This window comes from Ottowia caeni (assembly GCF_050821495.1).
Taxonomy (GTDB): domain Bacteria; phylum Pseudomonadota; class Gammaproteobacteria; order Burkholderiales; family Burkholderiaceae_C; genus Ottowia; species Ottowia caeni.
Genome location: NZ_CP151080.1, coordinates 2,049,492 through 2,061,763, shown reverse-complemented (window position 1 = coordinate 2,061,763; position 12,272 = coordinate 2,049,492). Strand labels below are relative to the sequence as shown.

The following is a 12,272-nucleotide window of genomic DNA, read 5'->3' as shown; positions in this document are numbered from 1 at the left end:
ATTGCCTCTGTTTGAACAGCTATTTGCAGGCGTGGCACTCTACGCTGTGTTCAGCATCTTCGGGACCATCGGCGTGGCCCTGTGGTCGCTGGCTGGTGTGCGCGAGATCCGGCTGGGGCACATTGTCACTGGAAAGATGCTGGGGCTCGGCTTGTTTGCCACGCTGTTGTGGTGGGGGACCACTCTCCAAGCCTTTCCTTATGCTTCGAACCAGGCCGTTCTTGGCGCATGGCTGGTCATGGTGGCTTTGGCTGCCTGGTGGCTTGCGCGGCAGACACGTATTGGCAGGATCTCCTGGCCAGGTGGCCGAAAAATTGCTCGGAATGAATTGGCAGCTGTCGCCCTTCTGATCGGCTACTTGGTGTTTCGTGCCGCTTCTGCACAGCTGGAGTCCACTGAGAAATTCATGGACCTGGCCTTGTTGAGCGGCGCGGCAAGGGCAGAGTCATTTCCGTATGCAGATTTTTGGCGCGCCGACCTGAGCGTCAATTACTACTACTTTGGCTATGTTCCGCTGGCGCTGCTCCTGCGACTTACAGGCATCGCCGAACCGCTGGGGTACAACCTGCTGTTGGGGCTGTGGTTCTCCACCTGTCTGCAACTGAGCTACGCCATAGTGCGCGTGATGACACGATCACACAACGCCGGCCTCTTTGCATCGGCATTGGTGATGCTGGGAGGAAATCTCCATTACGCGTCATGCATGGCATCGGCTGGACTCGAAGGTCTCGCACTTGAAACCCATTGCCCCTATCCGAAGGCTACCCGGGTGCTGGATCCGTCCTACACCATCAATGAGATGCCGGGGTACTCGTTCTTTCTGGGTGATCTTCATCCTCACGTCATCAGCATTCCTTTCTTTCTGACCACGCTCTTCATCATGTGGCAGTGGGCGAGCCTGAAGCGCTGGAGTTGGCAGCTTGGATCACTGCTCATTTTTTCACTGGCTCTTGGCGCCGTCATACATGCCTGGGACTTCATGACCCTTGGGGCTCTGCTTGCCTTGATGGTGGTGGTGGAGGGGATACGGAAAATTCATGAATCCGCCCAGCCGTGGAGGTCGGTTGTGATTCGCAGGTCTTCGTTTCTCGCGATGACCGCCATCAGCCCATTCATTCTGTATGGGCCGTTTTTTTCCAACTTTGTCAGTCCAGTCACGGGCATTGGATTTGCGCCCTCTTTCGTGAAAATGGCTGAACTGCAGGGGTTGGCGCAATACCCTTCCGATGCACTTTTCCTGATTCTGTTCTGGGGAAGTTTGCTTGCACCAGCGTTGGCAGCGGCCGGCCTGCTCGGCGCGCGTGCTCTGGCTGTCAAGCGTTCCTTACGTTTTTCTGCCGCGCTGGCGCTGACCGGACTGCTGCTCATCACGTTTACCGAGCTCTTTTATTTCCGAGATCTTTTCCATGTCGTGAATCCCCGGTATTTCCGTGTCAACACGGTTTTCAAGTTTGGCTTTCATGCCTGGATGTTGCTGGCGCTTGCGGCAGCCGTGCTGGTTCATGAGGCCTGGTCCGCGAAGCAGAGCAGGACACTGGCTATGCTGGCAGGGGTGTGTTTTATTGCGAGCATGATTTTCCCGCTCGAAGCATTCAGGCAGCTGGCTCGGTTTGCGTTGCCGGGAACAGCTGCGTTCAAGCAACTGAACCTTGATGGAGGCAACTTCATCAGCAAGCGAAGCGTTGCCGATCATGAGGCGATCCAATGGTTGCGCGAGCATGAACAAGGCAGACCCGTGGTACTGGAGGCGGTCGGCGAATCCTATACCTATGCAGGCCGAATAGGTGTGTTCAGCGGAGCGATCAACGCAGCCAACTGGCCCACTCACCAATGGACCTGGAGATTCGCCTACCCCGACCATGAGCAGGATTGGCATGCGACACGCAAGCGAATCTATGAAACAGGTCGAACCTCAGTCGACCAGATCGGGCAAACCATTCGCCAGGTCTACGAGGCCAGGCAAATGAACTGTGCGCAGAACATGGCCCACAAACTGGGGGCGGATTATTTGTACGTTGGAGATCTCGAACGAGAAACCTACCCCCATCTTGATGACGCCCTTCTAAAAGGACTGGGGGAAGTGGTTTTCCAGATGCAGAAAAGTTACCTGGTGCGGCTAGATGACAGCGTAAAAACTGAGGAGGGTCTGTGTCAATGAAGCTCGCCGACGCACAGCGCTGGATGCCGGCTGTGAGCGCAGCATTGGCGCTCACTATGTTAGGGCTGTCCTTGGGCTTTCGCCTCATGGGTCTGGATTTTGATGCGGGCACCCTTCAGCATCCGGACGAGCGCTTTCTCCTCATGCTGATCTCTCAGGTGGCGTGGCCGCCATCACTGGGCGTTTACTTCGATAGTGCCTCGTCCCCTTTGAATCCGTTCAACATTCCAGGCGTTACGTTTTATGTATACGGCAACCTGCCAGTTTTTCTCGGCAAGGCCTTTACAGATCTCAGCATTCCTCTGGGTCATTTTGGGCTGGCTTTTCCAGGAAGAGTTCTCGCCACCCTGACCGATGTGGCTGTCTTGCTTTCGGTATTTTTCTTAACCCGGAAACTGTTCACTGATCGAGCTGCCTGGCTTGCAGCAAGCCTGTACGGGTTCATGGTGTTGCCAATTCAGTTGTCCAATTTTTTCGCGGTCGATCCTTTTCTGTGTCTGTTCCTGACTCTAGCGCTGGGACGTGCGGTGGATGTAGTCCGCGACACGAAGCTGAAAACCGCTGCGGCCATGGGCGGCTGGTGGGGGTGTGCTCTGGCATCAAAGCTCAGCGCCTTGTCATTCACGGCGGTCATTCTCACTGCGGGCTGGGTGATTTTTCGAAGGCGCGGATGGCGCAGCGGCATGTCGATTGTTCTAGCAGCGCTGGCATCGGCAGCGCTCGTTTTCCGCATCCTCAACCCGTATGCGTTTTCGGGCATCGTTTCCCTGGATCCCCGTTTCCTGGAGGCATTTCGCATTCTGGGCGAGACCCACAAAGTGGAGGCCTGGTTTCCGCCCAGTTTTCAATGGATAGATCGCACGCCACTGATCTACCCTCTGCAGAATCTGGCCCTATTCGGTGTGGGTCTTCCGCTGTTCGTGGCGGCAACAGTCGGTATGGTCATGACCCTGAGCAGGTGCCGGAAACATGTAGATGATGCGCTCGTTGTGGTGCTTGTATGGCTCGTTTCCGTGTTCGCCTCGGTTTCTGTGCTGCATGTGCAGAGCATGCGGTATCTGTTGCCCGCCTATCCGGTCTTGGCAATTTTGGCCGCTCACGCGCTAGATACGTCCTTGCGTGTCAGGGTAGCTCTGCCTTGGAGGGCTATGCCGGTGATCGCGGTGGTAGGCGCCAGTCTTTTGTGGGCTTATGCATTTTCCTCAATCTATAGATCACCCATGACCCGGGTTTCAGCGAGCAAGTGGATTCATGAGCATGTTCCGCCTGGCTCTGTGATTGGTGTCGAGCATTGGGACGACGCCTTGCCACTAAGACTACCCGGCTTTGATGCCGAAAAATTCAAGCGTTTAGAACTTGAGCCAGTGGCCCCTGAAACCCCAGAGAAGCGGGAACGTTTGCTGCAGCAGCTCGCTTCTGTGGAGTATCTGATTATTGCCAGTGAGCGAGGCTATGCATCGGTCGCGAGGCTGCCAGATTCTTTCCCCGTCGCCATTCGCTACTACGAAATGCTCTTTGATGGCTCCGCCGGGTTTCGCCTGGTCGCCGACATCAGCTCGTACCCTAGGCTGGGAGGACTGATTATTCGAGACGACCTTGCGGAGGAAGCATTCAAGGTCTATGACCATCCGCGCGTGCTGATCTACCAGAAGTCACCCACCTTCTCGTTAGAAAAGGTCGCCAGGGAGCTGCGCGCTCTTGAATTGCCTCAGCCCGCCTGGAACCCGCACGGCGGGGGCGTTATTCGGGAATTGATCCCAGGCCGCCTGTAGCCGTCAAGCCTTGAGTACCCGCAATGTGTGAGGGGGAGTTAAGCATCATCCCAGGATCATCCAGTCAAGATCGCATTCACAGCGGCGGCCACCGTGACACCCACCACAACACCTGCCAAAATTTCTAATCCGGTGTGACCCATGCGCTCACGAAGCGCCTGGTGATCTGCAGATGAGACCGCCATCTTGTTGATAGCCACCGCGTGCTTTCCCACCTGCCTGCGCAGGCTGTAGGCATCCAGCATGACGATAAAGGCCAGAGTAAGGGCGACGCCGAACGCCGGGTGCCCTATTCCTTCCTTGAGGGCGATGAGCATGGCCATGCTGGTGACCATGGCACTATGGTTGCTGGGCAAGCCACCGTAGCCCACCAGGAGCCTGTCGGACTTGATGCTGTTGACGAGAAACTTCAGCAGCCCTGCGACGAGCCAAGTGAGAAAGGGAGTCAGGGCGTAAGAGTAGTCCATGATGAAGTTTTGCATCACCCAGTTTTGCATCATCCTCTGGCCGGCCATAGCGCCCAGACACAGGTGGCCACCCACAACATGACCGTCAGCAACAACTGCCAGTCAGCCAGCAGCGCATCCGTGGGAGACTCGCCCCCTTCAAGGGTCTCTACCACGTACCAATAGCGAAACAGGCCAAACAGCACCAGGGGTATGGTGATGACCAACTCGGGGCTGGCTGACATCACGAACATGCTGTAGAAAAGTAGCGCCCCGGTTGCTGACATCTCTGCATACCGATCGACCAGCGACACTGAGTATTTTTTAAGCACCTCCCGACCTTCCGAGCCACTTTGGCTGAGTTCCTGGCGCCGTTTGATCGCTCCCAGGTACAGCGCCAGGCAAAGGGTAGTGATGAACATCCAGGAGGAAACGGGGACGTCCAGTGCCATGGCGCCCGCATAGACGCGCAGGACGAAGCCAATGGCAATTGTAAAAATGTCGACGACGGGCTGGTGCTTAAGCATGAACGTGTAGGCCAGATTCAACACCAGGTAGGCCACAATGACCATGACCACCCTCGGGGCCACAAACCAGCCCAAAACCAGCACGCCATAGAGAACTGCCAGCAGCCATAGGGCCGAGGGCACCGAAACCAGCCCTGCCGCCAAGGGCCGAATTCTGGATTTTCTTGGGTGGCGACGATCCCTCTCAATGTCTTGAATGTCGTTAATGACGCACGTTGCCGAGGAAGCGACACAAAACAATACCAACGCCAACAACGCTTGCGAGATGGCCACGGCGTCCAGAAATGCACCAGAAAATATCAGCGGCCCCAGCACAAAGCCGTTCTTGACCCACTGCTTTGGCCGCATCAGCCTGATCAGGCCTAGCAGTATTGCTAGAGGCGTGCGGTTCACTACGGCATCATTCATTAATTCTTACCATTAGCGATGGAATAGCGACTGAATAGCGTTTGATTGGCGATGGTATTGAACTTGGAGCCGTTTCCAGCTTGAATACTTTCAGAATCACCTCGTTATACTTGGAATCGTTTCCAACTTATACGTTTTTTTGCTCGCGGAGACCACATGAAGCGCATGGCGTCCTGGGGGCGCCTTAGCGCAGATCCTCATCACGTGACGGATCTTTATGACCCGTCCAGAATCAATCGCATCGTCCGCGATGGGCCACTGCCAGGGTTGGCCTATGGCATGGGGCGCAGTTACGGTGACGTCTGCCTGAACCCGCAAGGCGCCCTTTGGGTGACCACCGGTCTTGACCATTTCATTTCTTTCGACCACTGCACCGGACGCCTGGTGTGTGAGTCTGGCGTGTTGCTGAGGGACATTCAGCGACTGGTGACCCCTCGCGGCTGGATGCTGCCCGTCACACCGGGCACCCAGTTGATCACTCTGGGCGGCGCCATCGCCAACGACGTCCATGGCAAGAACCATCATTTGAAGGGGTCCTTCGGGGATCACGTTCAAAGTCTTGCGCTTGTACGCACCCATGGCGAGGTGATACCGTGCGGACCCCATGAGGCGGCCGATTGGTTCGCCGCGACTGTGGGCGGCCTAGGGCTCACTGGGGTGATCACCCATGCCGAACTCCAGCTGAGCCGAGTACCGGGCCCATGGCTAGAAACGGAATCGATCCCCTACGCCCATCTTGGTGAATTTTTCCGCTTGGCGGATGAATCTGAAGCGGATTGGGAACACACGGTGTCCTGGGTCGATTGCACCAGGCCAGGCAGGGGGCGCGGCATATTCATGCGCGGCAATAGCGCACAAGAGGTGAAGCGCCCGGCACCTGGGGGCCGAATGCTGACCATGCCTTTCATGCCTCCCGTTTCCCTGGTTAATCCACTGTCTGTGCGCGCCTTCAACTTGGCCTACTACCATCTTGAGAAGTGGCTGGCGGGACGCGCCGTTCTGCATTACGAGCGTTTTTTCTATCCACTCGACCATCTTCTGGAGTGGAACCGTGTATACGGACCAAAGGGGTTTTTTCAGTATCAGTGTCTGGTGCCACGCGAAATCGGCCAAGACGTTGTTCAGGCCGTGCTGAATGAAATTGCGCGTTCTGGGAATGGCTCGTTCCTTGGGGTACTGAAGACCTTTGGTAACCGCCAGCCTGTCGGGATGCTGAGTTTTCCCCAGCCAGGGGTGACCCTGGCTCTCGATTTTCCAAACCAGGGAGTCCGGACACACCAGCTTTTCGAGAGGCTCGACGCGATCGTGCGCGAAGCCAAAGGGCGCCTTTATCCAGCGAAAGATGCACGCATGCCCAGAGAGCTATTTGAGGCCGGCTACACGCGCCTGGGAGAATTTGCAAAGTACCGGGATCCTGGCATCAGTTCTGGCCTCTCCCGCCGTTTGATGGGAAGTTGACTGACTGAATGAATGACTGAAATGAAGCGAATCGTCATTATTGGCGCGACATCGGCTCTTGCGGAGCACTGTGCCAGACTGTGGCTCCTAAAACAGCCGGCCGATCTCACTTTGGTGGGCCGGGATGCACAGCGCGTCGAGCGCGTGGCGGCAGACCTTCAGGTGCGCAGCCCGCAATCGCGGATTCGGATCATCCAGGCAGAATTTCTGGATCCCGACTCCATTGGGCTCACGGCACGCCGTATTTCTCAAGCAGGCCCCATCGATATCGTCCTGATCGCGCACGGCTCGCTACCCAACCAAACTGAATGCCAAGATGACTTGCCAGCCTGCCGAGACGCCTTGAGCATCAACGGACTATCTCCCGTCCTGTTCGCCGAGGCATTCGCGAAAGAACTTGAGCAATTTAAGCACGGCACCCTTGCATTGATCGGCTCCGTGGCGGGCGACCGGGGACGAAAGTCCAATTATGTCTATGGGGCGGCCAAAGGTTTGCTTGCCCGGTACGCCGAGGGACTGCAGCACCGATTCGCAGGGACGGGAGTCAAGATCGTTCTGGTAAAACCAGGTCCGATGGAAACACCCATGACAGCTCACATGAAGGGTGCAGGTGTGAAACTGGCCTCGGTGGAAGGTGTGGCGAAACAAGTTATCAAGGCGATTGAGACGGGAAAGCCTCTTCTCTACACCCCGGAAAAATGGATGCTCATCATGCGGATCATTCAGCACTTGCCTCGAGCAATCTTCAACAAGCTTGAAATTTGAGGGCAGCCTCGGGTAGACCTCGGGTAAACCTTGGGTGGCTGCTTTTCAGCCAGAAATTGCAGCCGAAGCGTGCTGACTTTCCACCCAGCGGCGTACCCGCTCTGCATCGGCCAGGCGACTGAATTTGCCGGCAGAATCAAGAAACACCATGATGAGCTTGCGCCCAGCCACCTGAGCCTGCATGACCAGGCATTGGCCCGCCTCGGAGATATAGCCCGTCTTTTGCAGACCTATCTGCCACTCCGGGTTGTGAACCAGCCGATTGGTATTGTTGTACTGCAGCACCCTGCTACCCACCGCCACTTCATATCCCGTGGAAGTCGAAAGCTGCCTGATCATGGGATCCTTGTAGGCGGCAGCCACCAGGGTGGCCAGATCGGTGGCACTGGATCGGTTGGCGCTTGAAAGCCCGGTGGGCTCCACGTAGCGCGTGTCCTTCATGCCGAGCATCTGCGCCTTGGCGTTCATGAGCGAGACAAAGTTGTTCAGGCCACCTGGGTAGCTACGGCCGAGTGCGTTCGCTGCCCTGTTCTCGCTGGACATGAGCGCCAGGTGCAGCAATTCGCCCCGCGTCAGAACACTGCCCACCGCCAAGCGGGAGCTGCTGCCTTTTTCGGTGTCCACGTCTTCCTTGGTGATGGTGATCATTTCGTCAAGCGGAAGGCGGGCTTGAGAAACGATGAGGCCGGTCATCAGCTTGGTGAGCGATGCGATGGGCAGAACAGCATGATCATTTTTGCTGAGCAGCACTTCATGGGTGTCTTGATCAACCACCAGAGCCACGCTGGATTTCAAATCAAGCGGGTCGGATACGGCGTGCAGACCGGCCATTTGCCCGAAAGAGAGGCGCGGGGTGGAACGCGCTGCAACCTCTCTGACGGAGGTCGCGCCTTTGCCGCGCACGCGTGCCGTGACCCGTTGGCGATCTTGCTTGGCTGACGCCTTGCGACTGGAAGATTTGGCGGCAGACCTGCTTTTTTCTGTGCGAGCCTTGGAGGGAGCTTGAGCGCCGCGCTTGGCGGCCTGCCGCTGTTCAACCGCCTTCTTGGGGGCCGCGGCGGCAGGAGCCGCGGGGGCGAGCAAAACCAGGCTGCCCGCGACCGCAACCAACAGCGTGCGAACAGAAGATAACCCCAGATTGCGCAACGCACCAGACCGCATGATTTTGATCACCACAAGAAAACAACAGTGGTACGGAGTGTATTCAAATGAGAAAAATCATGCAATATCATGAAGTTATTTAATTTTATTAAACCACTTCCATAGGTACTGTATAAAAACCTAGCCTTGTGCAGCCACTCGGTCAGCTTTGCTGTGTAACTTGTTGAGAGCACTCAGATAAGCCTTCGCCGAAGCCACAATGATGTCGGGGTCAGCCCCTACCCCATTGACCACTCGGCCGGAGTTTTGCAGGCGCACTGTGACCTCGCCCTGGCTTTCGGTGGAACCGCTGATGGCGTTAACCGAGTAAAGCACCATTTCGGCGCCGCTTTGCACGTGCCGCTCAATAGCCTTCAGCGAGGCATCTACCGGGCCGTTACCCTCTGACGCGCTCTTGACTTCCTTGCCGTCTACTGAGAACACGATTTCGGCGTGGGGCATTTCACCCGTTTCGCTATGTTGCGACAGAGAAATGAAGCCGTACTGCTCTTTTTCGGCGGTCACGCTTTCGTCGCTCACCAAGGCGAGAATGTCCTCGTCGAAGATCTCGCTCTTGCGATCGGCCAGCTCCTTGAACTTGGCAAACGCCGCCAAGATCTCGCCCTCCGACTCCAGCATGACGCCCAACTCCTGCAGACGCTGCTTGAAGGCGTTTCGGCCGCTCAGCTTGCCCAGCACGATCTTGTTGGCCGACCAGCCCACGTCTTCGGCCCGCATGATCTCGTAGGTGTCCCGTGCTTTCAGCACGCCGTCCTGGTGGATGCCGCTGGCATGAGCAAAGGCGTTGGCCCCAACAACCGCCTTGTTGGGCTGCACGACAAATCCGGTGGTCTGGCTGACCATGCGGCTGGCGGCCACGATGTGGGAAGTGTCAATGCCAACGTCGAGGCCGAAGTAATCCTTGCGGGTTTTTATCGCCATGACCACTTCTTCCAGCGAGCAGTTACCCGCACGCTCGCCCAGCCCATTGATGGTGCACTCGACCTGGCGTGCGCCGCCAATCTTCACACCGGCCAGCGAGTTGGCTACCGCCATGCCCAGATCATTGTGGCAATGTACGCTCCAGATCGCCTTGTCGCTGTTGGGCACACGCTCACGCAATGTCTTGATGAAGTTGCCGTACAGCTCCGGAATGGCGTAGCCTACGGTGTCCGGCACATTGATGGTGGTGGCACCTTCCTTGATCACTGCCTCGATGACGCGACAGAGAAAATCCGGGTCGCTTCTATAGCCATCTTCAGCGCTGAACTCAATGTCGTCCATCTGATTGCGGGCAAAGCGTACCGCCAGCTTGGCCTGCTCGAACACCTCGTCGGGCGTCATGCGCAGTTTCTTCTCCATGTGGAGCGGGCTGGTGGCAATGAAGGTATGGATTCGTCCGCGGGCAGCCCCCTTGAGCGCCTCGGCCGCACGAGCTATGTCGCGGTCATTGGCACGCGAAAGCGAGCATATGGTGGAATCCTTGATGGCCTGAGCAATGGCCTGAACGCACTCGAAGTCGCCATTGCTGCTGGCTGCGAAGCCGGCTTCAATCACATCGACCTTCAGGCGCTCGAGCTGGCGCGCGATGCGCAGCTTCTCATCTTTGGTCATGCTGGCGCCCGGAGATTGCTCGCCGTCACGCAGGGTGGTGTCGAAAATGATGAGTTTGTCGGTCATGTGATTTGCTCCTGAGTACGAATGGCCACCCTCTGAATTCAAGCAGCCTCAACCAGCAATTGTGCCGCGAGAGGAGTTCCTTCCGTGGCGCGGACGAGTCCGCTGACCACCGCACGCTGCACAGCCAGCGTGATGTCGCGGTCAACGCCTACGCCAAACAAGGTTCGCCCGTCGTCCACGCGCATTTCAACGTACGCTGCCGCGCGCGCGTCGGCACCGGCACCCAGGGCATGCTCGTGGTAATCAAGCACGCGAACCTGGCGACCTGTTGACGAAGCCAGCGCGTTGATAAAGGCCTCCACGGGGCCACTGCCCTCACCCTCGATCACCTGGGTTTGGCCCGCCAACTCGATTTCAACACGCAGGCAGGTGACGCCACCGGCGCTCTCTTCCATGACACGCTGGCGCATCGCCGGTGGGTTGACCAAGCCATACTCGCGCTCAAACAGCGCCCAAAGGTCGGCTGCGGTGTACTCTTTGCCGGAAATGTCCATTTCGCGTTGCACCGCCTGGCTGAATTCGATTTGCAGGCGTCGGGGCAGTTGAAGCCCATACTCGCTTTCGAGTAAGTAAGCGATGCCGCCCTTGCCAGATTGGCTGTTGACGCGAATAACCGCTTCGTAGCTGCGCCCCAGATCCTTGGGGTCAATCGGCAAATAGGGCATTTCCCACACGTCCCCTTCACGGCGAGCAGCGAACGCCTTCTTGATGGCGTCCTGGTGCGAGCCCGAGAAAGAGGTGTAGACCAGATCGCCAACGTACGGATGGCGCGGGTGCACGGGCAATTGATTGCAATGCTCCACCGTGGCGCGAATTTCGTCAATATTCGAAAAATCGAGCTCAGGCGACACACCTTGCGTGTACAGGTTCAAGGCGACGTTGACGAGATCCAGGTTGCCTGTGCGCTCGCCGTTGCCAAAAAGGCAGCCTTCAATGCGGTCAGCGCCTGCCATCAAGGAAAGTTCTGCAGCGGCGGTGCCGGTGCCCCGGTCATTGTGCGGGTGGACTGAGAGGACAATGGCATCGCGTCGCTCAAGATGGCGGTGCATCCACTCGATCATGTCGGCGAAGATATTCGGCGTGGAGTGCTCTACGGTGGACGGAAGGTTGATGATGCACTTGCGATCTGCCGTGGGCTGCCAGACTGCGGTCACGGCGTCGACCACCCGCTTGGAGAACTCAAGCTCTGTTCCGGAAAACATCTCAGGCGAGAATTGAAATGTCCAATCCGTCGACGGTTGCCTGGACGCATGCTCCACAAATTGACGCGCATGCTCTGTCGCCAGGTTGACGATGCCGTCCTCGTCCAGCCCCAACACCACGCGCCTCATCACCGGGGCCACGGCGTTGTATAAATGAACAATAGCCCGGGGTGCTCCCTGCAGTGACTCAAAGGTGCGTTCAATCAATTCGGGGCGCGCCTGGGTCAGCACCTGAATGGTCACATCCGCAGGAATCCGGTCTTCCTCGATAAGTCTGCGGACAAAATCAAACTCGATCTGCGAGGCCGAGGGAAAACCTACCTCAATCTCCTTGAAGCCGATTTTGACGAGCAGTTCAAACATGCGCAATTTGCGCTCGACATCCATGGGCTCGACCAGTGCCTGATTCCCGTCGCGCAGATCGGTGGACAACCAGATGGGAGCGCGCGTCAGCACGGCATCCGGCCAAGTACGATCTTTGAGCCCGATCGGTGCGAAGGGGCGGTATTTGGAGGCGGGGTTCGACAACATGGGAAAGTCCTTCTTGGAAAATAGCCAACCAACCAGCAACCCCAAAAAGAAACGGCCCGTTGCTGGTGCTAACGGGCCGTGAGAGCTGGGAAAACGCTTTACTTGCGCGCGCTACCGCCTCCACCCGTTGGGTGTTAGTAGTAGGCCTAGGAAATTAGCGCTCATACAGAAAATATAACACAGCC

9 protein-coding genes are annotated in these 12,272 nt (G+C 57.2%); 4 read left to right on the top strand and 5 right to left on the bottom strand.

Translation table 11 applies throughout. The features are described from left to right. Nucleotide 1: 1 nt before the first annotated feature. Nucleotides 2-2,158 (top strand): DUF2298 domain-containing protein, encoded by a 2,157-nt coding sequence (locus AAAK34_RS09990; protein WP_231694881.1) that lies wholly within the window; start codon nt 2-4, stop codon nt 2,156-2,158. Then, complete coding sequence (locus tag AAAK34_RS09985; protein ID WP_231694882.1) at nt 2,155-3,930, top strand: glycosyltransferase family 39 protein; 1,776 nt, start codon at nt 2,155-2,157, stop codon at nt 3,928-3,930. The genes AAAK34_RS09990 and AAAK34_RS09985 overlap by 4 nt, the downstream gene beginning before the upstream one ends. A gap of 56 nt (nt 3,931-3,986) precedes the next feature. Here AAAK34_RS09985 and AAAK34_RS09980 read toward each other — a convergent pair whose 3' ends face one another. Both AAAK34_RS09980 and AAAK34_RS09975 read right to left on the bottom strand, forming a co-directional pair. Then, nucleotides 3,987-4,397: a divergent PAP2 family protein gene (locus tag AAAK34_RS09980; protein ID WP_231695172.1), complete on the bottom strand. Its 411-nt coding sequence runs from the start codon at nt 4,395-4,397 to the stop codon at nt 3,987-3,989. Between the two features lie 29 nt (nt 4,398-4,426). Further along, complete coding sequence (locus AAAK34_RS09975; RefSeq protein ID WP_231694883.1) at nt 4,427-5,311, bottom strand: decaprenyl-phosphate phosphoribosyltransferase; 885 nt, start codon at nt 5,309-5,311, stop codon at nt 4,427-4,429. Between the two features lie 156 nt (nt 5,312-5,467). Between AAAK34_RS09975 and AAAK34_RS09970 the strand changes: the two genes are divergently transcribed. Next, nucleotides 5,468-6,769: an FAD-binding oxidoreductase gene (locus AAAK34_RS09970; RefSeq protein WP_231694884.1), complete on the top strand. Its 1,302-nt coding sequence runs from the start codon at nt 5,468-5,470 to the stop codon at nt 6,767-6,769. A 21-nt stretch (nt 6,770-6,790) separates the two neighbouring features. Then, nucleotides 6,791-7,534, top strand: a complete 744-nt coding sequence (locus tag AAAK34_RS09965) for an SDR family NAD(P)-dependent oxidoreductase (protein WP_231694885.1) — start codon at nt 6,791-6,793, stop codon at nt 7,532-7,534. A gap of 45 nt (nt 7,535-7,579) precedes the next feature. Here AAAK34_RS09965 and pbpG read toward each other — a convergent pair whose 3' ends face one another. The 3 genes from pbpG to leuA form a co-directional block, all read right to left on the bottom strand. Further along, entirely contained in the window at nt 7,580-8,695 is a 1,116-nt protein-coding gene (gene pbpG / locus AAAK34_RS09960) for a D-alanyl-D-alanine endopeptidase (RefSeq protein WP_231694886.1), read from the bottom strand. 120 nt (nt 8,696-8,815) lie between these two features. Next, the gene (locus tag AAAK34_RS09955) at nt 8,816-10,354 is read right to left on the bottom strand and encodes a 2-isopropylmalate synthase (protein ID WP_231694887.1); all 1,539 of its coding nucleotides are present in this window, start codon (nt 10,352-10,354) and stop codon (nt 8,816-8,818) included. 38 nt (nt 10,355-10,392) lie between these two features. Continuing rightward, nucleotides 10,393-12,087, bottom strand: coding sequence for a 2-isopropylmalate synthase (gene leuA, locus AAAK34_RS09950; protein WP_231695173.1), 1,695 nt, complete (start codon nt 12,085-12,087; stop codon nt 10,393-10,395). Nucleotides 12,088-12,272 lie beyond the last annotated feature (185 nt).

Excerpts from the sequence above, each read along its gene's own strand:
- AAAK34_RS09980 (WP_231695172.1), bottom strand. The coding sequence starts at position 4,397 with ATGGACTACTCTTACGCCCTGACTCCCTTTCTCACTTGGCTCGTCGCA.
- pbpG (WP_231694886.1), bottom strand. The coding sequence starts at position 8,695 with ATGCGGTCTGGTGCGTTGCGCAATCTGGGGTTATCTTCTGTTCGCACG.
- AAAK34_RS09985 (WP_231694882.1), top strand. The coding sequence starts at position 2,155 with ATGAAGCTCGCCGACGCACAGCGCTGGATGCCGGCTGTGAGCGCAGCA.
- AAAK34_RS09975 (WP_231694883.1), bottom strand. The coding sequence starts at position 5,311 with ATGAATGATGCCGTAGTGAACCGCACGCCTCTAGCAATACTGCTAGGC.
- AAAK34_RS09955 (WP_231694887.1), bottom strand. The coding sequence starts at position 10,354 with ATGACCGACAAACTCATCATTTTCGACACCACCCTGCGTGACGGCGAG.
- AAAK34_RS09970 (WP_231694884.1), top strand. The coding sequence starts at position 5,468 with ATGAAGCGCATGGCGTCCTGGGGGCGCCTTAGCGCAGATCCTCATCAC.
- leuA (WP_231695173.1), bottom strand. The coding sequence starts at position 12,087 with ATGTTGTCGAACCCCGCCTCCAAATACCGCCCCTTCGCACCGATCGGG.
- AAAK34_RS09965 (WP_231694885.1), top strand. The coding sequence starts at position 6,791 with ATGAAGCGAATCGTCATTATTGGCGCGACATCGGCTCTTGCGGAGCAC.